Below are 23,321 nucleotides of genomic sequence, written 5' to 3' on the forward strand. Positions count from 1 at the left end.
GGCTTTTCTTGGCGGGGGGGGGGGGGGGGCTCGTTGTGGTGTGGTTGTGTGTGGGGTGTGGTCGCGCCCCCCGCCCCCCCCCCCCCACGGCGTCGGTGCGCATTCCCCGCACCGGCTTCTGTTTATTCCGCCAGTTCGGGCGGCTAGCATCACATTCATTCTCGCGCCCCCGTGTAATCGATTTTCCGGTTGCGGCAGCGCTGGGTCAAAAACTACCTGCCAAGAAAGGCGGAGGCGCCATGTACGACGTGATTGTCATAGGTGCCCGTTGTGCGGGTTCGCCGACGGCCATGCTCTTCGCGCAGCAGGGATATCGCGTCCTGCTCCTGGAGAAGGCGAAGTTCCCGCAGGACACGCTGTCCTCGCACTACCTCCACCAGCCGGGCGTGGCGCTCCTGGCCAAGTGGGGCCTGCTCGACAAGCTCCGCGAGGCGGGCTGCCGGCCGATCAACCACGAGAGCTACCAGGGTCCCGAGGTCCGCCTCGACGGCTTCTCCCTGCCGGTCGACGGCCAGCGGACCACGTACGCGCCGAGGCGGTTCGTGCTCGACCCGATCCTCGCCGCCGGCGCCGTGGCGGCCGGCGTGGAGTTCCGCGAGGGCTGCGCGGTCAACGACCTCGTCTTCGAGGACGACCGCGTCGTCGGCGTGCGGTACACGGAGCCCGACGGCTCCGAGGCGACCGAGCGGGCGCGCCTGGTCGTCGGCGCCGACGGCATGCGCTCGCTGGTGGCCCGCAAGGCCGGTGCGCCGAAGGTCATCGAGCACGCGCGGATGACCTGCGTCTACTACAGCTACTGGTCCGGGGTCCCCTCGAGCTTCGAGCTGTACGAGCGGCCGGGGCGCTGGGTGGCCGCCCTCCCCACCAACGACGACCTCACGCTGATCATGACCTACTTCCCGCAGGACGAGTACAACGAGGTCCGCAAGGCGGCGGAACCCGCCTACCTCGAAGCCGTCCGCACCACCGCGCCCGACCTGTTCGAGCGGATGCGGGCCGGCACCCGCGTGGAGCAGATGTACGGCACCGGGCACCAGGAGAACTACTTCCGCAAGGCCTACGGGCCCGGATGGGTCCTGGTCGGTGACGCGGTGCACCACAAGGACTCCATCACCGCCCGCGGCATCACCGACGCCTTCGTCCAGGCCCAGGCGCTCACCGGCTACGTCGGGGAGCGGCTGCACGACGACGCCGCGCTCAAGGCGGCGCTGCGGCGCTACGAGAACGATCTGGGCAACAACGCCCTCAGCCTCTACCAGGGCGTGCTCAACGTGGCCGAGCTCAAGCCCGAGGGGCGTACGGAGATGCTGAAGAAGCTGGTCGGTCACCAGGACCTGATCGACCGGTACTTCTCGACGACGTCGGGCGCGATCTCCCTCGACGACTTCTACAACGCCGATCTCTTGACGGTACTCGATCAGTAACTGAGTGGCGGATTGCTCACTGGTAGTTCTGCCGATTTTGGAGAAACAATGATTCCGTTGTCGTTCGCGCAGCGTCGGCTGTGGTTCGTGGACCGGTTCGAAGGCCCTTCGCCGACCTACAACGGCGCTTTCGCCCTGCGGCTGACCGGTGAGCTCAACGTGGGTGCGCTGCGGTCGGCGCTCCACGACGTCATGGACCGGCACGAGGTCCTCCGCACGGTGATCGTCGAGGACGGCGACGGCGTCCCGCACCAGCAGGTGCTGCCCTCGGACGAGGAGCCGTTCGACCTGCCGGTCGTCGAGGCCACGCCGGACGAGCGCGCGGCGGCGGTCGCCGACGCGGCCACCCGGACCTTCGACCTGGCCGTCGACGTACCGATCCGCGCCACGCTGGTGCGGACCGCGGCGCGCGAACACACCCTGGTCCTCGTGGTGCACCACATCGCCCTGGACGGCGAGTCGCTCGGGCCGCTGCTGCGCGATCTGACCGTGGCCTACGCGGCGCGCGGGCAGGGCACGGCCCCGATGTGGGAGCCGCTCCCCGTGCAGTACGCGGACTACACGCTGTGGCAGCAGGACGTCCTCGGCGACGAGTCCGATCCGGACAGCATCGCGGCCCGGCAGCTGGCGTACTGGCGCGAGGCCCTGTCCGGTATGGCGCAGCCGCTGGCCCTGCCGACGGACCGCCCGCGCCCGAAGAGGACGAGCCCCAGCGGCGACCTCGTCGAGTTCCCGATCGACGCGGACCTGGTCCGGGCCGTGGAGAAGCTGGCCGCGGAACAGGACACCACGGTGTCGATGGTCATGCAGTCGGCGCTGGCGGTGCTCCTGCACCACCTCGGCTGCGGTGACGACGTGCCCCTCGGCGGGCCGATCGCGGGTCGCGTCGACGAGGAACTGCGCGACCTCGTCGGGTTCTTCGTCAACACCTGGGTGCTGCGCGTCGACCTCTCCGGGAACCCCACCTTCCTCGAACTGCTGCGGCGCGTGCGGGAACGGGCCCTGGCCGCGTACGACAACCAGGACATGCCCTTCGAGCGCCTGGTCGAGCTGCTCAACCCGGACCGGTCCATGGCCTACCACCCGTTCTTCCAGGTGATGCTCGCCTGGCAGGAGCCGCTGGGGGCGCTGGAGTTCCCCGGCCTCGACGTCGAGTCCGAGACCCTCGAGACCAAAACGGCGAAGTTCGACCTGTTCTTCAACATGATCCCGAACGCCTCCGGCGGGGCGGGAGTCCGTCTCGAGTACGCCACCGACCTGTTCGACAGGGACACGGTCGAGGGCCTCGCGAACCGGTTCGTGCGCGTGCTGGGCCGGCTCGTGGCCGACTCGGGACGCCACGTCGGCGGCATCGACGTGCTCGACGCGGCCGAGCGGGAGCGCCTGCTCGTCGCGTTCAACGACAGCGCCGCGGAGCTGTCCGGGCTGACGGTCCCGGAACTCTTCGAGAGCCAGGTGGCCAGGACGCCGGACGCGCCGGCGGTCGAATGCGAGGGCCGGACGCTGACCTACCGGGAGCTCGACGACCGGGCGAACGCCGTCGCCTGGGAGCTGGTGCGGCGCGGTGCCGGGCCGGAGGACCTGGTGGTGCTGGCGCTGCCGCGCACCGAGGACCTCGTGGCCGGCCTGCTCGGCATCCTCAAGTCCGGTGCCGGATACGTGCCGATGGACCCGCAGTACCTCGCCGGACGGGCGCGGACGGTGCTGTCCGAGGCACGCCCGCGCTTCGTCGTCACCGACACCGCGACGGCGCGGGACCTGCCGCCGAACGACATGTCGAGCGTCAACCTCGACCTCCGCGCCGCCTGGGAGGCGCCCGCGGGGGCGCTGGACGACGCCGCCCGGACCGCGCCGCTGGGCCCGGACAACCTGGCGTACGTGATGTACACGTCCGGCTCCACGGGCAAGCCGAAGGGCGCGGCGATCACCCACCGCAACCTCGTCAACGGCGTACGGGAACTCGTGCGCGTCCTCGACGCGCCGCCCGGCTGGCGGATGCTGGCCGGCACCTCCGTCAACTTCGACGTCTCGGTCTTCGAGCTGCTGACCACCCTGTCCACCGGCGGCACGGCCGAGGTCGTGGCCAACGCGCTGGCGCTCGCCGAGCGGGACGGCTGGGACGGCCACGTCATCAGCGGGGTCCCCTCGGTGATCGGCGAACTGGTCGGCCACCTGGAGAAGGCGGCCGACGTGCGCAGCGTCGTGTTCGCGGGCGACGTGCTCCCGGCCCGGCTGGTGCGCCAGGTGCGCGAGGCCCTGCCCGGCGCGCAGATCGTCAACTCCTACGGGCAGAGCGAGAGCTTCTACGCCACCACGTTCTCCCTGGCGGCCTCCGAGGAGTGGGCGCAGGGCGACGTCGCCCCCATCGGCACCCCGCTGGGGAACATGCGCACCTACGTGCTGGGCCCGGGCCTCGCCCCGGTGCCGCAGGGTGTGATCGGCGAGCTGTACGTGGTCGGCACCTGCCTCGGCCGCGGCTACCACGGCCGCCCGGGCCTGACCGCCGAGCGCTACGTGGCCAACCCCTTCGGCCCCGCCGGCGAGCGGATGTACCGCACGGGCGATCTGGCCCGCTGGAACGCGGACGGCCGCCTGGAGTGCGTCGGCCGCGGCGACGGCCAGGTCAAGGTGCGCGGCTTCCGCATCGAGACGGCCGAGGTCGAGGCGGCGCTCACCGCGCACCCCGGCATCAGCGAGGCCGTGGTGATCAGCCGGGAGGTGCCCTCGGGCGGCCGGCGGCTCGTCGCGTACGTGGTGCACACCGGCGAGGGCGCCGTCGGTGACGACGGCGCCGGCGGCATCGGCGACGTGGACGTGCAGGCCGGAGCCTCGGCCGCCGAGCTGCGCAAGTTCGTCGCGGCACGGCTGCCCGACTACATGGTGCCGTCGGCCTTCGTGGCCGTCGGCCGGCTGCCGCTGGGACCGACCGGCAAGCTGGACCGCTCGGCGCTGCCCGAACCGGAGTTCCTGGGCGAGGCCTACCGGGAGCCGCACACCGAGGCCGAGAAGGTCATCACCGCGGCGTACGCGGACGTGCTCGGCGTGGACCGGGTCGGCGTCGACGACGACTTCTTCGCGGTGGGCGGCGACAGCCTGCGCTCGATCCAGGTCGTGGCGCGGGCCCGGGCCCGGGGCCTGACCCTCACCACGCGGGAGATCTTCGAGTGCCGCACGGCGGCCCGGCTGGCCGAGGTGGCCTCCGACCGCCGGGACCAGGTGCCCGCGCTCGAGGAGCTCGAGGGCGGCGGCGTCGGCCCGATGGCGCTGCAGCCCGTGGCACGGCACGTGTTCGAGCACGGCGGTGGGATCAATCGTTTCGCCATGTCGATCGTGCTGGAACTGCCCGCCGGCATCGACGAGACCGGGCTGGCCGCGACGCTGGACGCCGTGCTCGACCGCCACGACCTCCTGCGCTCGCGGCTGGTGCGCGGCGCGGAACCCTCCCTCGACGTGCGCCCGCGGGGCGCCGTACGGGCGGCGGACCTGATCCACCGCGTCCGCGTCGACGGCGGCTGGGACGAGCCGTCCTCGCTGGAGGCGGCGAAGGCGGAGCTGGAGGACGCGGCCGGCCGGCTCGACCCGGAAGCCGGGACCATGGCGGACTTCGTCTGGTTCGCCGCGGACTCCGGCGCCGGCCGGCTGCTCGTCGTGCTGCACCACCTGGTGGTGGACGGAGTCTCCTGGCGCATCCTCATGTCGGACTTCGCCGAGGCGTGGCAGCAGGTCCGCTCCGGCGCCGCCCCCGAGCTCCCCGAGGCCGGCACGTCGGCCCGCCGCTGGGCGGCGGCGCTGGAGAGCGAGGCCCTCTCCCCGGAGCGCGAAGAGGAGCTGGCGTACTGGCGCGACCTGCTCGAAGCGCCCAACCCCCCGCTGGGCACGCGCGCGTTCGACCCGGCCGTGGACCTGATGTCCACGCTCGACACCGTGCGGGTGCAGCTGCCCGCCGAGGTCACCGAGGCGGTGCTGACCAGGCTGCCCGCCGCGTTCAAGGGCACCGGAACCGACGTACTGCTCGCCGCGCTCGCCCTCGCGGTGGACAAGTGGCGCGGCGCGGACCGCTCGACGCTGGTCCGGCTGGAGGGACACGGCCGCGAGGAGGACGCCGTCCCCGGCGCCGACCTCTCCCGGACCGTCGGATGGTTCACCAGCATGTACCCGGCCCGCGTCGACGTACGGGGGGTGGACCTGGCCGATGTGCTGGCGGGCGGCCCCGCCGCCGGCACGGCGATCAAGCTGGTCAAGGAGCAGCTGCGCGAGGTCCCGGACAAGGGCCTGGGCTACGGACTCCTGCGCTGGCTGAACCCGGAGACCGCCGAGCAGCTCGCCGGGTACCCGGCGCCGCAGATCGGCTTCAACTACCTCGGCCGGATCTCCGACGCCGACGTTCCCGAGCACCTGCGCGCCGACGGGTGGGTGCCCTCGGACTGGTCCTCCGAGCTGATCCCCATGCCCGACCCGGACCTGCCCGCGCTGTCCGCGCTGGAGGTCAACTCGGTCGTCACGGACACCGCCGACGGCACCCGGCTGCAGGCCGTCTTCATGTTCCCCACCGGTGTGCTGTCCCGGGAGCGGACCTCGGAACTGGCCGAGCTGTGGGTCGAGGTGCTGCACGGCATGGCCGCGCACGCCGCGCGCCCGCAGATCGGCGGCCTCACGCCCTCGGACGCTCCGCTGGTCTCGGTGCGGCAGGCCGAGATCGACGACTGGGAGGAGCGCTACGGCCGGCTCGTCCAGGTGTGGCCGCAGGGCCCGGGCCAGTCCGGCATCCAGTTCCAGGCGGCGCTCGCCGACGGCACCTTCGACGTCTACCACATGCAGTTCGTGCTGCACCTGTCCGGGCACGTGGACCCGGCGCGCATGCGGGCGGCCGGACAGGCGCTCCTGGAGCGGTACCCGAACCTGCGCTCCGCGTTCGTCGCCGGAGCCGACGGCGACCCGGTGCAGGTCGTGGCCGAGCACGTCGACGTGCCCTGGCGCCACATCGACCTGACGGGTCTGGGCGAAGCGGGGCAGGAAGCGGAACTGGGCAAGGCGCTCGCCGAGGACCGGGCCGACCAGCTCGACCCCACCCGGCCGCCGCTGTTCCGGCTGGCCCTGCTCACCTGCGGGCCGCACAAGGCCAAGCTCGTCATCACGGCGCACCACACCCTCTTCGACGGCTGGTCGTCGCCGCTGGTGATCAAGGACCTGGTCCGGCTGTACGCCGGGACCGAGGAGCTCGCTCCGGTCCGCAGCTACGGCGACTACCTGGGCTGGCTGTCGAAGCAGGACCGGGACGCGTCGGCCGCCCGGTGGAAGGCCGAGCTCGACGGATTCGAGCAGCCGACCCTCCTGGCCGCGGGCATCCCCGAACAGGGTGAGGCGTCGCGCCTGGGCCGGGTCGAGGTTCCGCTGTCGATCGACAAGGGCCGGGAACTGGCCCGGCGCGCGGCGGAACTCGGCGTCACGCTGAACACGCTCCTGCAGGGCGCGTGGGCGGTGCTGCTCTCCAAGCTGACCGGGCAGCGGGACGTGGTGTTCGGCGCCGCCGTCAACGGCCGCCCCGCGGACCTGGTCGGTTCGGACGAGATGGTCGGCCTGTTCATCAACACCCTGCCGACCAGGGTGGTCTGCCGGCCGGACCACACCGTGGGCGAGGTCATCACCGACCTGCAGGACCGGCAGATCTCCCTGCTCGACCACCACTACTACGGGCTGGCCGACATCCAGCGCGGCGTCGGACTGCCCTCCCTGTTCGACACGATCGTCGTCTTCGAGAACTATCCGATCGACCGCGAGGGCATCGTCGAGGCGAACGACTCGGCGGGCTTCACGATCGACGCCATCCGGCCGTTCGCGGGCTCCCACTACCCGCTCACCCTCAACTCCTCCGACCCCTACCTGCGGCTCTCCCTCGACTACCAGACCAACCTCTTCGGCCACGACGCCGCCGAGGAGATCGCCGCCCGGCTCGTCCGGATCCTGGAGCAGGTGCTCGAGGACCCGAAGAAGCCCGTCGGCGCCCTGGACGTGCTCTCCGACCAGGAGCGGGACTGGCTGGTCAGGGGGGTCAACGACACGGCCGCCGTGGTGGCGGCGGACACCCTGCCGGGTGCGTTCGAGGCACAGGTGGAACGTGACGCCGACCGGGTGGCGCTGATCGGCGAGGACGAGACGCTCACGTACGGGGAGTTCAACCGGCGCGCCAACCGGCTGGCGCACTGGCTCATCGAGCGCGGTGCCGGCCCGGAGCGGCTGATCGCCGTGCGGATCCCGCGCTCGGTGGACCTGATGGTGGCCATCTACGCGGTCGTGAAGGCCGGCGCCGCGTACGTGCCGGTGGACACCGAACTGCCCGAGGACCGGGTGCGGCACGTCCTGGACAGCGCGAAGCCGCTGCTGGTGCTGGACGCAACCCTCCCGGACGTGTCGGCGTACCCGGAGGCGAACCCGCGGCGGGCGCTGTCGCCGGACAACGCCGCGTACGTCATCTTCACCTCGGGCTCCACGGGCGGCCCCAAGGGCGTGCAGGTGGCGCACCGGTCGATCATGAACCGGCTGAAGTGGGGCCTGTCGCACTTCGACGTCGGCGCCGAGGACCGGGTGCTGCTGAGCACGACGGCGAGCTTCGACGTGTCGGTGCCGGAGATCTTCGCGCCCCTCCACGTCGGTGCCGCCGTGGTCATCGCGCGCCCCGACGGGCGCCGCGACCCGGCCTACCTCGCCGACCTGATCCGGCGCGAGCGCGTGACCGGCGCGGACTTCGTGCCCTCCCTGCTGGAGGCGTTCGTCAACGAGCCCTCGGCCAAGGGGTGCGACAGCCTGCGCTGGATCGAGGTCGCGGGCGAGGCGTTCCCGCCGGCCCTCGCCAACAAGGCCGCCGAGGTCCTGCCGGGCTGCGGGGTGCACAACCTCTACGGGCCCACCGAGGCATCGGTGGAGGTCACCGCGTACCGGCACGTGCCGGGCGCGGACCGGGTGCCGATCGGCGCGCCGGTGTGGAACACCCGGGTGTACGTGCTGGACGCCGCGCTGCGACCGGTGGCGCCCGGGGTCGCCGGCGAGCTGTACCTGGCGGGCACCGGGCTCGCCCGGGGCTACCTGGGCCAGACCGCACTGACCGCGGGCCGGTTCGTGGCCTGCCCGTTCGGCGAGCCGGGATCCCGGATGTACCGCACCGGGGACCTGGTGCGCTGGAGCCGGGACGGCCAGGTCGAGTACATCGGCCGCACCGACTTCCAGGTCAAGATCCGCGGCTTCCGCATCGAACTGGGCGAGATCGAGAACGTGCTGGCCGGACACCCGGACGTCGACGGCGCGGTGGCCCTGGTGCGCGAGGACCGCGCCGGCGACCAGCGGCTGGTCGCGTACGTGGTGCCCGGCAACGGCGGCCCGGACCCGGCCGCACTGGACCTCACGGCCCTGACGGACCTGGCCCGGGAGCACCTGCCGGAGTACATGGTCCCCTCGGCGATCGTTCCGCTCGCCGAACTCCCCGTGACACCGAGCGGGAAGCTCGACCGCAAGGCGCTGCCCGCACCGGACCACACCGAAGCCGCCGCCGTCGGACGAGGGCCCCGCAACCCCAGGGAAGAAGTCCTCTGCCGGCTGTTCGCCGAGCTGCTGGGAGTGGAGGAGGTCGGCATCGACGTCGACTTCTTCGACCACGGCGGGCACTCGCTGCTGGCCACCCGGCTGATCGGCCGCATACGCAACGAGCTCGACGTCGACGCGAAGGTCACGACGGTGTTCCGCAACCCGACCGTCGCCCAGCTGGCGGTCCAGATCGAGGAACTGGCCGCGTCGAACCGCCCCCAGCTGCGCCCCAAGCTGGGCCAGATGACCGTATCGGAGACGCGTCGATGATCCCGCTGTCCTTCGCCCAGCGCCGGATGTGGTTCCTCCACCATCTGGAAGGACCGACCTCGACCTACAACATCCCGTTCGTGCTGCGCCTGGAAGGGCCGCTGGACACGGCGGCCCTGCTCGCGGCGGTGACGGACGTCGCCGACCGGCACGAGAGCCTGCGCACGCTGATCGCCGAGGACGCGGACGGCACGCCGGAACAGCTGATCCTGCCCACCGAGGAGGCGCCCCCGCAGTTCCGGGTCGTCGACGTGGCCGCGGACGCGGTGGACGCCGCCCTGCACGAGGCCGTGTCCCGGGGCTTCGACCTGGAGACGGAGTTCCCCCTGCGGACCACCGTCCTGCGCGTCTCCCCGCAGGAGCACGTCCTGGCCTTCGTGTTCCACCACATCGCCGCCGACGGGTCCTCGATGGCGCCGTTCCTGCGGGACCTCGTGTCGGCGTACACGGCCCGCCTCGGCGGGAGCGCGCCGCGGTGGACGCCGCTGCCGGTGCAGTACAAGGACTACACGCTGTGGCAGCGCCAGCTGCTGGGCGAGGACGGCGGCGAGGACGGCGTCGCCGCGCCGCAACTCGCCTACTGGCAGCGGGAACTGGACGGCGTACCGCAGCCGGTGGAGCTGCCGCTGGACCGGCCGCGGCCCAGGGTGACCAGCCACCGCGGCGGCCACGTCGCATTCCTGCTGGAGTCCGACGTGGTCGCCGGGCTCGGGAAGCTGGCCGCCGACCGCGGCGCCACCCTGCCGATGGTGGCGCAGGCCGCCCTGGCCGTGCTGCTGAACAAGCTGGGCGCCGGCGAGGACGTCACGATCGGCAGCCCGATCGCGGGGCGCACCGACGAGGCCCTGGCCGACCTGATCGGATTCTTCGTCAACACCTGGGTGCTGCGCGCCGACCTGTCGGGGAACCCGTCGTTCGGCGACGTACTGGAGCAGGTGCGGGACAAGGCCCTCGCCGCGTACGACAACCAGGACGTCCAGTTCGAGCGGCTCGTGGAGCTGCTCGACCTGGAGCGCTCCACCTCCTACTCACCGCTGTTCCAGGTGATGCTGGCCTGGCAGTTCGTATGGCCGGAGATCGAGATCCCGGGGCTGCGGGTCACCCCCGTCGCGGTGGGCACCGACACCGCCAAGTTCGACCTGTACTTCAACATCGTCCCGGACGCGTCCGGCCGCGCCCACGGGCGGCTCGAGTACGCGGCGGACCTGTTCGACCCCGCCACGGCCGCCGCCATCGTGAAGCGGTTCGTGCGCATCGTGGAGCGGGTGGCCGCCGACCCGGGCGCCCGGGTCGCGGACCTCGACGTGCTCGACGGGCCGGAACGGGAGTGGCTGCTGCGCACGGCGAACGACACGGCCGAGCCGACGCTGGAGCCGGGCCTGGTCGAGACGGTGTCCCGGCAGGCACGGGCGACACCGCGGGCGCTCGCCGTCGCCGGCGAGGACGGGTCCCTGACCTACGGGGAGCTGGAGGCGCGGGCGAACCGGCTGGCGCACTGGCTGACCGGCCGGGGCGTGCGGCCCGAGTCGCTGGTGGCCGTGCGCTTGCCCCGGTCCACGGACCTGGTGGTCGCGCTGCTCGCGGTGCTGAAGACGGGTGCGGCCTACCTGCCGATCGACCCGGACCACCCGGGCTCCCGGATCGACTACATCCTCCAGGACGCCCGTCCGGCGCTCGTACTGGACGCCGGGGCGCTGGCCGGCGCGGACCTCTCCGGCTGCCCGGACTCGGCGCCCGCCGTGCGCGTCTCGCCGCAGAACACCGCGTACGTCATCTACACCTCGGGCTCGACGGGAAACCCCAAGGGGGTCGCGATCCCGCGCGGCGCCCTGGCGAACTTCCTGGCCACGATGGGCCGGCGGGTCCCGCTGTCGCCCGCGGACCGGTGGCTCGCGGTGACGACGGTCTCCTTCGACATCGCCGCACTCGAGCTGTACCTGCCCCTGATCTCCGGAGCGGCCGTGGTGCTCGCGGGGAAGGACACCGTCACCGATCCGTCCGCCGTCGTGGAGGCGATGGGACGCCACGAGGTCACCGTCGTACAGGCGACCCCGGCGTTCTGGCAGATCCTGGCGACGCACGAGCCGAGCGCCGCGAAGGGCCTGCGGGTCCTGGTCGGCGGTGAGGCCCTGCCGGCCCGGCTGGCCGAGACGCTGGCCGGCCGGGCCGCCGACGTGCTCAACGTGTACGGCCCGACCGAGACGACGATCTGGTCGACCATGGCGCCCGTCGAGGCGGGCACCGGCGTGGCGATCGGCTCGCCCATCGGGAACACCCGGGTGTACGTGCTCGACTCCGCGCTGCGGCCGGTCCCGCGCGGGGTGCGCGGCGAGCTGTACATCGCCGGCGACGGCCTGGCCCGGGGCTACTTCGGCCGTCCCGACCTGACCTCGGAACGGTTCGTGGCCTGCCCGTCCGGTCCCGCCGGAGCGCGGATGTACCGCACCGGAGACCTGGTGCGATGGGGCCGCGACGGCCGGCTGGAGTACATCGGGCGGACCGACTTCCAGGTGAAGGTCCGGGGCTTCCGGATCGAGCTGGGCGAGATCGAGCACGTGCTGGCCGGGCACCCCGGTGTGGCGCAGGCCGTGGTCGTCGTACGGGAGGACGAGCAGGACGGCAAGCGCATCGTCGGCTACGTGGTGCCCGGGTCCCAAGACGCGGAGGCGACCGGCACGCTGCTCGCCGAACTGCCCGCGTACCTGCGCGGACGGCTGCCCGACTACATGGTGCCCACCGCGCTCGTACCGCTCCCGGAGATACCGCTGTCCCCGGCCGGGAAGCTGAACCGGCGGGCGCTGCCCGCGCCCGACCACGCGCGGGCGTCGGCCGCCCGCGCGCCGCGCGACCAGCGCGAGGAGGCCTTCTGCGCGCTGTTCGCCGACGTGCTCGGCCTGCCCGCGGTCGGCATCGACGACGACTTCTTCACCATCGGCGGCGACAGCATCCGTTCCATCCAGGTCGTCGTACGGGCCAGGGCGCTCGGCTTCGCGGTCAGCACGCGGGAGGTCTTCGAGCACCGCACGGTCGCCCGGCTCGCACAGCTGGTCGAAGGACGGCACGAGGAACGCGTGACCCTGGCCGAGCTGCCCGGCGGCGGCGTCGGCCGGGCCCCGCTGCCCCCGATGGCGGCGCACGTCCTCGCGCGGGGCGGAGGCATCGGCCGGTTCTCCCTGTCCGGGATGCTGACCCTGCCCGGGGGCATCGACCGTGCGGGGCTGCTCGCCGCGGTGCGGGCCGTGCTGGACCGGCACGACGCACTGCGTTCCCGGCTCGACCGGGCGCAGCCGGGCCTGCGGATCGCGGCGCCCGGCAGCGTGGACGCCGGCGCCCTGCTGCGGGAGGTCCGCGGCGCGGACGCCGACGTACACGCCGAGCTGGACGCGGCCGCGGGCCGGCTGGACCCGGACGCGGGCGTCATGGCGCAGTTCGTGTGGTTCACCGGCGGCGCGGACGCGGACCGGCTGCTGATCGTGCTGCACCACCTGGCCGTCGACGGAGTGTCGTGGCGGATCCTGCTGCCGGACCTGGTCGCGGCCTGGCAGCGGGTCCGGGGCGGCGGCACGCCGCGAGCGGACCGGCCGGGCACGTCGCTGCGCCGGTGGGCGCACGCCCTGGCCGAGGCGGCGGCCGACCCGGAGCGGGTGGCGCGGGAACTGCCCCTGTGGCAGGAGATCCTGCGCGGGGACGAGCCCGTGCTGGGAGCACGGGCGGTGGACCCGGCGCGCGACGTCGCGTCCACCGTGGACACGGTCCGGGTCACCCTCCCGGCGGACGTCACGCGGACCCTGCTGACGACGCTGCCCGCGGTGTTCCGCGGCGGCGCCGACGACGCGCTGCTGGCCGGGCTCGCACTGGCGCTGGCCCGCTGGCGGAGCACGCGCGGCGTGTCCGCGTCCTCGACGCTGGTACGCAGGGAGGGGCACGGCCGGGAAGAGCAGGTGGCGCCCGGCGCGGACCTGTCGCGCACGGTCGGATGGCTCACCTCGCTGTTCCCGGTGCGCCTCGACCTGGCCGGCATCGACGTCGCGGACGCGTTCGCCGGCGGCCCGGCCGCCGGCCGCGCGGTCAAGGCCGTCAAGGAGCAGCTGCGGGCGGTGCCGGACCACGGCATCGGCTACGGCCTGCTCCGCCACCTCAACCCGGAAACGGCCGCCGTGCTGGCCGCGGAGCGGGAACCGCAGATCGGGTTCAACTACCTCGGCCGGACCTCACCCGCGGACCTCCCCGAAGACCTGCGCGGTCTGGGCTGGGCACCGGACACCACCCACCGGGACCTGACCGCCGCGCCGGACGCGGACATGCCGGTGCTGTCGGCCCTGGAGATCAACGCGGTGGCCGCTGCCACCCCCCGCGGTGACGAGCTGACCGCCTCCTTCGGCTTCCCCACCGGGGTGCTCTCCCGCGAGGAGGTGACCGAGCTGGCCGGACTGTGGGTCCAGGCGCTGACCGCCCTCGCCCGGCACACCGCGACGCCCGGGGCCGGCGGGCTGACCCCGAGCGACGCGCCCCTGGTCGAGGTGAGCCAGGAGGAGATCGACACCTGGGAAGCCCGGTTCGGCAGGCTGGCCGAGATATGGCCGGCGACCCCGACCCAGTCCGGGATGCTGTTCCACACGATGCTCGCCGGAACGTCGTTCGACCCGTACCACATGCAGATGGTGTTCCACCTCTCCGGCGACGTCGACCCGCAGCGGATGCGCCGGGCCGGACAGGCACTGCTGGAACGCCACGCCAACCTGCGCGCGGCGTTCGTCGACCGGGCCGACGGCGACGTCGTGCAGGTGGTGGCGGCGGACGGGATGACCCTGCCCTGGCGGCACCTCGACCTGACCGCGGCCGGCGAGGCGGAGCGGACCGACGCGTTCGAGCGGTTCCTCACCGAGGACCGGGCCGCCCACTTCGACACGGGCGCCCCACCGCTGATCCGGCTCGCACTCGCCGTCCTGGAGCCCGGCCGTGCCGAACTCGTCATGACCTGCCACCACGTGCTGCTCGACGGCTGGTCCATGCCCCTGCTGATGCGGGACCTGCTGCTGCTCTACGCGTCCCACGGCGACCCGGCCCCGCTGCCCGCCACGCCCGGCTACGGCGCGTTCCTGTCCTGGCGCGCCGGGCAGGACGCGCGGGAGTCCGCACGGGTGTGGGCGGCCGAACTCGACGGCGTCGAGGAGCCGACCCTGCTCGCTCCCGGCTCCGAGGACGCGGCCGAGCGGGGCGTCGACGAGGTCGAGGTCGCGCTCCCCGCCGACGAGGCGCGCGAACTGGCCCGGCGCGCGGCCGAGCTGGGCGTCACCGTCAACACCCTGGTCCAGGGTGCCTGGGGGCTGCTGCTCGGCCGGCTCACCGGCCGCCAGGACGTGGTGTTCGGCGCCACCGTCTCCGGACGCCCGCCCGCGGTGACGGACGTCGGCTCGATGGTCGGCAACTTCATCAACACCCTCCCCGTCCGCGTCGCGTACGCGCCCGGCGACACCCTCGCCGAGGTCCTGGGCCGGCTCCAGAGCCGGCAGGCCGGTCTCCTGGAGCACCACCACCACGGGCTCTCGGAGATCCAGCGGTCCACCGGCCTGCGGTCCCTCTTCGACACGCTGGTCGTCTTCGAGTCGTACCCGGTCGACCGGGAGGGCCTCGGCGCCGCCTCCGAGGCCGCGGACGGGATCGCCTTCACCGGCCTGCGCCCCTCCACGGCCACCAACTACCCCCTCGCCCTGATGGCGGCGGCCGACCCGCACCTCCAGTTCGTCTTCCAGTACGCGCCGGGTGTCTTCGACCGGGGCGCGGTGGAGGTGATCGCGGCCCGCTTCGTACGCGTCCTGCGGCAGCTGGCGGCCACCCCCGGCCTGAAGGCCGCGCAGGTCGACGTCCTGGAGCCGGCCGAACGCCACCGGCTGCTCGCCGGGTTCAACGACACGGCCGTCCCCACCCCGGACGTCACGGTCAACGGGCTCGTCGAGGCGCAGGCGGCGCGGACCCCGGACGAGACGGCCGTGGTCGCCGGGGACGAGTCGCTCACGTACCGCGAGCTGAACGCCCGGGCGGACCGCCTGGCGCGCGAACTGGCCGGACGCGGGGTGGGCCCCGAGTCGGTGGTCGCCCTGTCGCTGCCCAGGACCGCGGACCTGGTCGTCGCCCTGCTCGCGGTCCTGAAGGCGGGCGGCGCGTACCTGCCGGTCGACCCCAAGTACCCCAGCCACCGCCTCGCGGCCATCTTCGGGGAGGCGCGCCCGCACCTGGTCCTGACCGACTCCAAGACCGTCGCGGTCCTGCCGCGGCACGACGCCCCGGACGTCTTCCTGGACACCCTCGACCTGTCCGGGGAGGACGACGCCGGTCTCGGACTCACCGGCCACGCCGAGCAGTTGGCGTACGTGATGTACACCTCCGGCTCCACGGGCAAGCCCAAGGGCGTCGCCATCACCCACGGGAACGTGGTCAACGGCGTGCTGGAGCTCGCCTCCCGCGTCGGCATGGAGCCGGGCAAGCGGCTCCTCGCGGGCACGTCGGTCAACTTCGACGTCTCGGTGTTCGAGATCTTCACGACCCTCGCCCACGGCGGCGTCGTCGAGCTGGTCCGGGACGTCCTGGTCCTCGGCGAGGGGAAGGGCTGGAGCGGCGGCGTCATCTCCACCGTGCCGTCCGCCTTCGCCGAACTCGTCGACGACATCGCCGGCCGCACCAGCGTGGAGACGGTCGTCTTCGCGGGAGAGGCCCTGCCCTCGTCGCTCATCGCGAAGGTGCGCGACGCCTTCCCGGGGGTACGGGTCGTCAACGCCTACGGGCAGAGCGAGTCGTTCTACGCCACCACCTTCACCGTCTGCGGCGGGGCGGAGGGCCGGGCGGGCAGCGCTCCCGTCGGCACCCCGCTCGGCAACATGCGGGCCTACGTCCTCGGCCCCGGTCTGGACCCCGTACCGGCGGGCGCGGTCGGCGAACTGTACGTCGGCGGGAACGTGGGCCGCGGCTACCGGGGCCGCACCGACCTGACCGCCGAGCGGTTCGTCGCCGACCCGTTCGGACCGTCCGGCTCGCGCATGTACCGCAGCGGCGACCTGGCCCGCTGGAACGGCGAGGGGCAGCTGGAGTACGTGGGCCGCGGGGACGCGCAGGTCAAGGTGCGCGGCTTCCGCGTCGAGCCCGGCGAGGTCGAGGCCGCGCTCACCGCGCACCCCGAGGTCGCCCAGGCCGTCGTCATCGCCCGGCAGGGAGCGGGCACCGGCAAGCAGCTCGTCGCGTACGCGGTGGCGTCGCACGACACCGGCGCCGAGGAGCTGCGCCGGTTCGCCGCCGAGCGGCTGCCCGAGTTCATGGTGCCGTCCGCCTTCGTGCTGCTGGAGCGGCTGCCGCTGATGCCCAACGGCAAGCTCGACCGGGCCGCGCTGCCCGAGCCGGAGTTCACCGGAGCCCCCTACCGCGCCCCCCGCACCGCCCGCGAGGAGACCCTGGCCCGGCTGTTCGCCGAGGTGCTCGGCCTGGACCGGGTCGGCATCGACGACAGCTTCTTCGAGCTGGGGGGCCACTCCCTGCTCGCCACCCGGCTGATCAGCCGGGCCCGCACCGAGATGGGGACCGAGATCCCCATCCGCAAGGTCTTCGACCTGCCGACGGTGGCCGCACTCGCCGCGTGGCACGAGGAATCCGCCGCTCCCCGTCGCCCCAGTCTCCGCCAGATGTTCGTTTGAGGAGTGAAGCAATGATTCCGCTGTCATTTGTGCAACGCCGTACGTGGTTCCTGCACCAGCTGGAGGGTGCGGAGACCTGGAACATCTCGGCGGCGTTCCGGCTGACCGGGCCACTGGACGAGGACGCCCTGGCCGCCGCGCTCCGCGACATCGTCGAGCGGCACGAGATCCTGCGCACCACGTACCTGACGGACGACGACGGTGAGCCCTACCAGCTGATCCTGCCGATGGCACAGGCGCGGGAGCAGGTACGGGTGCCCGTGGCCGAGGTGACGCGCGAGGGCGAGTCCGCCGCGGTAGACGAGACCGTCGCGCACTGGTTCGACCTGACGGCCGAGATCCCCCTGCGGGCCCGCCTGCTGCGCCTGGCACCCGAGGAGCACGTCCTGGTCCTGGTCATCCACCACATCGCCTCGGACGGCAGCTCGGGCGCCCCGCTGGCACGCGACCTGGCCGCGGCCTACAACGCGCGCCGGGACGGCCGGGCGCCGCACTGGGAGCCGCTGCCCGTCCAGTACAAGGACTTCACGATGTGGCAGCGCGAGGTGCTCGGCGACCTGGCGGACCCGGACAGCCTCGGCGCCAGGCAGATCGAGTACTGGCGCACGGAACTGGCCGGGGTGCCGCAGCCGCTCAACCTGCCGCTGGACCGCCCGCGGTCCGTGGAAGCGGGCACGGACGGCGACGCGGTCGCCATCCCGGTCGCCGCGGAGGTGATGACCGGCCTGCAGAAGCTCGCCGACGGGCGCGGGCTGACCATGTCGATGGTCATGCAGGCCGCGCTCGGCGTGCTGCTCAGCAAGCTCGGCGGCGGTGACGACATCCCGGTCGGCACCCCGATCGCCGGCCGGACCGACGAAGCGCTGAACGACCTGATCGGCTGCTTCGTCAACAACCTGGTCATCCGCATGGACCTCTCCGGCGACCTGACGTTCGCCGGCCTGCTCGCCCAGGTCCGCAACAAGGCGCTGGCGGCCTACGAGCACCAGGACGTGCCGTTCGAGGTGCTGGTCGAGCAGCTCAACCCCGACCGCTCCGCCGCGTACCGGCCGTTCTTCCAGGTGATGTGCGGCTGGCAGAACACCGAGAAGTGGTCCCTGGAGCTCGCCGGGCTCGACGTGGAGTACCGCCAGGCCCTCCTGGCGACCACCCAGGTCGACGTGTTCTTCAGCATGACCACCGACGAGACGGGGGCGCTGCGCGGCGACATCTCGTACGCGACCGACCTCTTCGACCGGGACACGGTCGAGGACATGGCCGCCCGGTACGCGCGCGTCCTGGAGCAGCTGGCCGCCGACCCGGACGTGCCCGTCGGGGACGTCGACGTACTGATCGCGGGCGAGCGGGAGCGGCTGCTGGAGGAGGTGAACGACACCGCCGAGCCGACCCTGGAGGGCGGGCTCGTGGAGGCCGTGCGCCGGCAGGTGCGGGCGACGCCGCAGGCACTGGCCATCGTCGCCGAGGAGGAGTCGCTCACCTACGCGGAGCTGGACGCGCGCTCCAACCGGCTGGCGCACTGGCTGGCCGACCGCGGCGTCCGGGCCGAGTCGCTGGTCGCCGTCTGCCTGCCCCGGAACGTGAACCTCCTCGTCGCGCTGCTGGCGGTGCTGAAGTCCGGCGGAGCCTATGTTCCGATCGACCCGGACCACCCCCGCTCCCGGATCGACTTCGTCCTCGACCAGGCGAAGCCGGCGCTGGTCCTCGACGCCGACGCGCTGGCCGCCGCCGACTACGAGCGGTACCCGGACTCGGCGCCCGAGGTGGCCGTCCGCCCGGACAACACCCAGTACGTGATCTACACCTCGGGCTCGACGGGCACCCCGAAGGGCGTGACGATCCCGCGCGGCGCGGTGGCCAACTTCCTGGCCGCGACGCAGCGCCGGTTCCCGCTGTCGCCGGCGGACCGGATGCTGTTCAGCACGACGGTGTCGTTCGACATGGCCAACACCGAGCTGTACCTCCCGTTCGTCTCCGGCGCGACCATGGTCCTGGCGAAGAAGGACGCCGTCACCGACCCGTCGGCCATGGTGGCGCTGCTGCGCCGCCACGAGGTCACCGTCGTGCAGGCCACCCCCGGCTTCTGGCAGATGCTGCTGACGCACGAGCCGGACGCCGCGAAGGGCCTGCGGATCATCACCGGCGCGGAGGCCGTGCCGCTGCGGCTGGCCGAGACGCTCGCGGAGCAGGCCGCCGAAGTCGGCAACTGGTACGGCCCGTCCGAGACGACGACGTGGTCGACCATGGCGCCCGTCAAGGCGGGGGCGGGCGTCGCCATCGGCTCGCCGATCGGCAACACCCAGGTGTACGTGCTCGACGCGCGGATGCACCCGGTTCCGCGCGGCGTGCAGGGCGAACTGTACATCGCCGGCGCCGGCGTGGCCCGCGGCTACCAGGACCGGCCGGAGCTGACCGCCGAGCGGTTCGTGCCCTGCCCGTTCGGCCCCGCCGGCGCGCGGATGTACCGCACCGGAGACCTGGTGCGGTGGAACCGGGACGGCCGGCTGGAGTACATCGCGCGCACCGACCACCAGGTCAAGGTCCGCGGTTTCCGCATCGAGCTCGGCGAGATCGAGCACGTGCTGGCCGGACACCCCGGCGTGGCGCAGGCGGCGGTCGTGGTGCGCGAGAACCAGCAGGGCGACAAGCGCATCGTGGGCTACGTGGTGCCCGAGGCGGACGCCGATGAAGGCGCGCGGGCGGACGAGCTGCTCGCCGAGCTGTCCGAGCACCTGCGCGGACGCCTCCCGGACTACATGGTGCCCTCCGCGCTGATCCCCCTCTCCGAGATCCCGCTGACGCCGAACGGGAAGCTGGACCGGCAGGCACTGCCGTCGGAGCACACGCCCGCCGTGGCCGGCCAGGCGCCGCGCAACTCCTTCGAGGAGAAGCTGTGCGCCGTCTTCCGCGAGCTGCTCGGCACGGAGAACGTCGGCATCGACGACGACTTCTTCGCGCTCGGCGGCCACTCGCTGCTGGCCACCCGGCTCAGCGTCCGCATCCGCAAGGACTTCGACGTCGACCTGCCCCTCAGGACGATCATCAAGTTCCCCACGGTGGCCGAGCTGGCCGCGCTGCTGCTCGCCGGCGCCGTCCCCGACGAGGTCGCCAACCCGTTCGGGGTCGTCCTGCCGCTCAACAGCGACCCCGGCACGGGGAAGAAGCCCCTGTGGTTCTTCCACGGCGGAGGCGGCCTGGGCTGGGCGTACTTCAGCTTCGTGACGCACGTGAAGGACCGGCAGGCCTACGCCCTGCAGTCCCGCGGCGCCGACGGCGCGGCCCCGCTGGTGGAGTCGGTCGACGAGATGGTCGACCACATCATCGGGGAGATGCTGGAGGTGCAGCCCGAAGGGCCCTTCAACCTCGTCGGCTGGTCCTACGGCGGCACCCTCGTCCAGGCCATCGCGCAGGGACTCGACCGGCGCGGCCACGAGATCGCCCTCACGGCCATCCTGGACTCCCAGCCGGGCGGCCAGGGCTGGTCGGACATCCACCGCAACAAGACCGTGGCGGACTACCGGGACGAGCTCGAGGACTTCTTCGGCCAGTACATCGGCACCGGCAACCAGCAGGACTTCCTGGACAACATGTCCAAGGTCCTCGCCAACAACACGAACCTCATGATGGATTGGGAATCCCCGGTCTACGGAGGCGACGTGGTGTTCTTCCACGCGACGCTCAAGGACGAGATGTACGCGCACCTGTGGAAGCCGTACATCCTCGGCACCATCGAGGAGCACGACGTGGCCGCCACGCACCACGAGATGAACCTGCCCGGACCCGTGGCCGAAGTCTTCGAGGTCCTCAACCGCAAGCTGGCGGAACTGGAATAACCGGAAAGCCTCTTTCCGGAGCCATGTCAACGGACCATCGAATGGATGATTGGGGTTGGTCGGGGTGACAGAACCCGGCATGTCCGCGGAACACGGGGACCGGGCCACGCTGCTGTGCGTGCCGTTCGCGGGAGCGGGTCCTTCGTTCTTCCACCCGTGGCGGGAGCTGGCCGCGGACCGGTGGCGCCTGGCCTCCGTCGAGCTGCCGGGCAGGGAGCGGCGGATCCTGGAGGAGCCGTACCGCAACGTCTTCGAAGCGGCCAAGGGCTCGGTCGACGACGTCGTCGCGGCCCTCGGCGAAGGGGCGCGGACCGTGCTGTTCGGGCACAGCCTGGGCGCGGTGCTCGCGTACGAGCTGGTGCACCTGCTGACCGCGCGCGGCGTGCACGTCGAGCGGCTGGTCGTCAGCGGCTCGCCCGGTCCGTGGACCCAGCGCGAGCGGCGGGCGGCGGGGCTCCCGGACGAGGAGTTCCTCGCCAGGGTCGAGGAGTTCGCGGGGTTCAGGCACGAGGCCCTGGACCACCCGGAGATGCGTGAACTGATCCTCCCCACCCTGCAGGCCGACTGCGAGATGCACGAGAGCTACGTCCCGAGCACCGACGTACCGGTGTCGGTGCCGATCTGCTCGCTGCGCGGCAGCGTCGACGGCCTGGTCACCGCGGAAGAGGCCCGGCAGTGGCGGGCGGCGACCACGGCCGGCTTCACCTACGTGGAGTTCCCGGGCGACCACATGTACCTGGTCGACGCCGGCCGTGAGGTGCTCGACGTGATCGAGGCGCAGTCCGCCGGCGGCCCGGAGAGGAACGTGGCGGCGTGAGGAGTGCGGCGATCTCGGTGTCCGGGCTGCGCAAGGCGTACCGCGACAAGGTCGTCCTCGACGGCATCGGCTTCGACGTCGCCGCGGGATCGGTCTTCTCCCTGCTCGGCCCGAACGGGGCGGGCAAGACGACGACCGTGAACGTCCTGACCACGCTGCTGAAGGCGGACGCCGGGACGGTGCGGATCGCCGGGCACGACGTGGCGACCGCGACCAGGCGGGTGCGCGCCGCCATCGGCGTGACCGGCCAGTTCGCCGCCGTGGACGACCTGCTGTCGGGCCGGGAGAACCTGCGCCTGATGGCGGACCTCCGGCGCGTGCCGTCCGCGGAGCGGCTGGTCACGCGGCTGCTGGAGCGCTTCGACCTGGTGGAGTCGGCCGGCAGACTGGCGTCGGCGTACTCCGGCGGCATGCGCCGGAAGCTGGACCTGGCGATGACGCTGGTCGGCAACCCGGAGGTCATCTTCCTGGACGAGCCGACGACGGGCCTCGACCCGCGCAGCCGGCGCACGATGTGGGGGATCGTCCGCGAGCTGGTCTCCGAGGGCACGACCATCTTCCTCACCACCCAGTACCTGGAAGAAGCCGACCAGCTCGCCGACCAGATCGCGGTGCTCCACCAGGGCCGCCTGGCCGCCCAGGGCACCCCCGAGGAGCTCAAGCGCCGGATCCCCGGCACCCACGTCCGCTTCCGGTTCGCCGACCTGTACGAACTCGACTCGGCGGCGCGGGTCCTGGCCGAGGCCACGCGGGACGACGAGGAGCTGACCCTGCGGGTGCCGGGCGACGGCGAGACGAAAACGCTGCGGGCCCTGCTGGACCGGCTCGACGTCCACTCGCTCGACGCCCAGGAGTTCTCGGTGCACCGGCCGGACCTCGACGACGTCTTCCTCGCCCTGACCGAGCACACGGGCACCGGGCACGGGACCAGGGAGGCGATCGTACGGTGAGCACCGTCCCGACGTCGCTGGCCGATTCGGCGATCATGCTGCGCCGCAACCTGAAGCACACCGTGCGCAACCCGATCGTGGTGTTCAACGCGGTCCTGTTCCCGATCGTGATCATGCTCATGTTCGTCAAGGTGTTCGGCGGCGCCTTCAGCGTCGGCGAGGACTACATCGACTACGCGACGCCGGGTCTGCTCGTGATGGCCATCAGCTACGGGCTGGGCGCCACCGCGACGGCCGTGAACGACGACATGACCAAGGGCGTCATCAACCGGCTCAAGGTCATGGACGTCTCCCGCGGTTCCGTGCTGACCGGGCACGTCATCGTCACCACCGTGCGCTGCCTGGTGTCCTGCGCCGCCATCATCGGGCTGGCCTTCGCGCTGGGGTTCGACCCGGCCGCGAGCGCCCTCGACTGGCTCGGCGCCATCGGCGTCATCGTGCTGCTCAGCTTCGCGGCCGGCTGGCTCACCGTCGCCCTGGGGCTGGCCGCGAAGACCGCGGAGTCCGCGGGCCTGGCCACCGTACCGCTGATCATGCTGCCGTTCCTGAGCAGCGCGTTCGTCCCCGCGGACACGATGGGGGCCGGCGTACGGCAGTTCGCCGAGTACCAGCCCTTCACCCCGGTCATCGAGACGCTGCGCGGGCTGCTGGTGGGCAGCGTGTCGAGCGGCGACGCCATCGCGGCCGTCGCCTGGTGCGCCGGGCTCGCCCTCCTCGGGTACGTGTGGGCGCTCTCCACGTTCAACAAGCGGGCGTGAGCACCCTCCCCCTAC

At 72.6% G+C, this 23,321-nt stretch carries 7 protein-coding genes; all 7 read left to right on the forward strand.

Annotated features, from left to right (window positions below; genetic code table 11):
• Positions 1-239: 239 nt before the first annotated feature.
• The 7 genes from ACFV0Q_RS12160 (at position 240) to ACFV0Q_RS12190 (ending at position 23,306) form a co-directional block, all read left to right on the forward strand.
• On the forward strand, positions 240-1,424 hold the full coding sequence (locus ACFV0Q_RS12160; RefSeq protein WP_385004186.1) for an NAD(P)/FAD-dependent oxidoreductase: 1,185 nt from the start codon (positions 240-242) through the stop codon (positions 1,422-1,424).
• Between the two features lie 48 nt (positions 1,425-1,472).
• Positions 1,473-9,269 carry an amino acid adenylation domain-containing protein gene (locus ACFV0Q_RS12165; protein ID WP_385004188.1) on the forward strand — a complete coding sequence of 2,599 codons (7,797 nt, stop codon included), beginning with the start codon at positions 1,473-1,475 and terminating at the stop codon, positions 9,267-9,269.
• Complete coding sequence (locus tag ACFV0Q_RS12170; protein ID WP_385004190.1) at positions 9,266-16,951, forward strand: amino acid adenylation domain-containing protein; 7,686 nt, start codon at positions 9,266-9,268, stop codon at positions 16,949-16,951. Before ACFV0Q_RS12165 ends, ACFV0Q_RS12170 begins: the two co-directional genes overlap by 4 nt.
• An 11-nt stretch (positions 16,952-16,962) precedes the next feature.
• A complete protein-coding gene (locus tag ACFV0Q_RS12175; protein WP_385004192.1) occupies positions 16,963-20,781 on the forward strand; it encodes an amino acid adenylation domain-containing protein in 3,819 nt (1,272 codons plus the stop codon).
• A 79-nt stretch (positions 20,782-20,860) separates the two neighbouring features.
• Positions 20,861-21,598 carry a thioesterase II family protein gene (locus ACFV0Q_RS12180; RefSeq protein WP_385004194.1) on the forward strand — a complete coding sequence of 246 codons (738 nt, stop codon included), beginning with the start codon at positions 20,861-20,863 and terminating at the stop codon, positions 21,596-21,598.
• Positions 21,595-22,548, forward strand: a complete 954-nt coding sequence (locus ACFV0Q_RS12185; protein ID WP_385004196.1) for an ATP-binding cassette domain-containing protein — start codon at positions 21,595-21,597, stop codon at positions 22,546-22,548. Before ACFV0Q_RS12180 ends, ACFV0Q_RS12185 begins: the two co-directional genes overlap by 4 nt.
• Positions 22,545-23,306, forward strand: coding sequence for an ABC transporter permease (locus ACFV0Q_RS12190; RefSeq protein ID WP_385004198.1), 762 nt, complete (start codon positions 22,545-22,547; stop codon positions 23,304-23,306). The genes ACFV0Q_RS12185 and ACFV0Q_RS12190 overlap by 4 nt, the downstream gene beginning before the upstream one ends.
• The last annotated feature ends 15 nt before the right edge of the window (positions 23,307-23,321 follow it).

The organism is Streptomyces sp. NPDC059564, assembly GCF_042735575.1.
Taxonomy (GTDB): Bacteria; Actinomycetota; Actinomycetes; order Streptomycetales; family Streptomycetaceae; genus Streptomyces.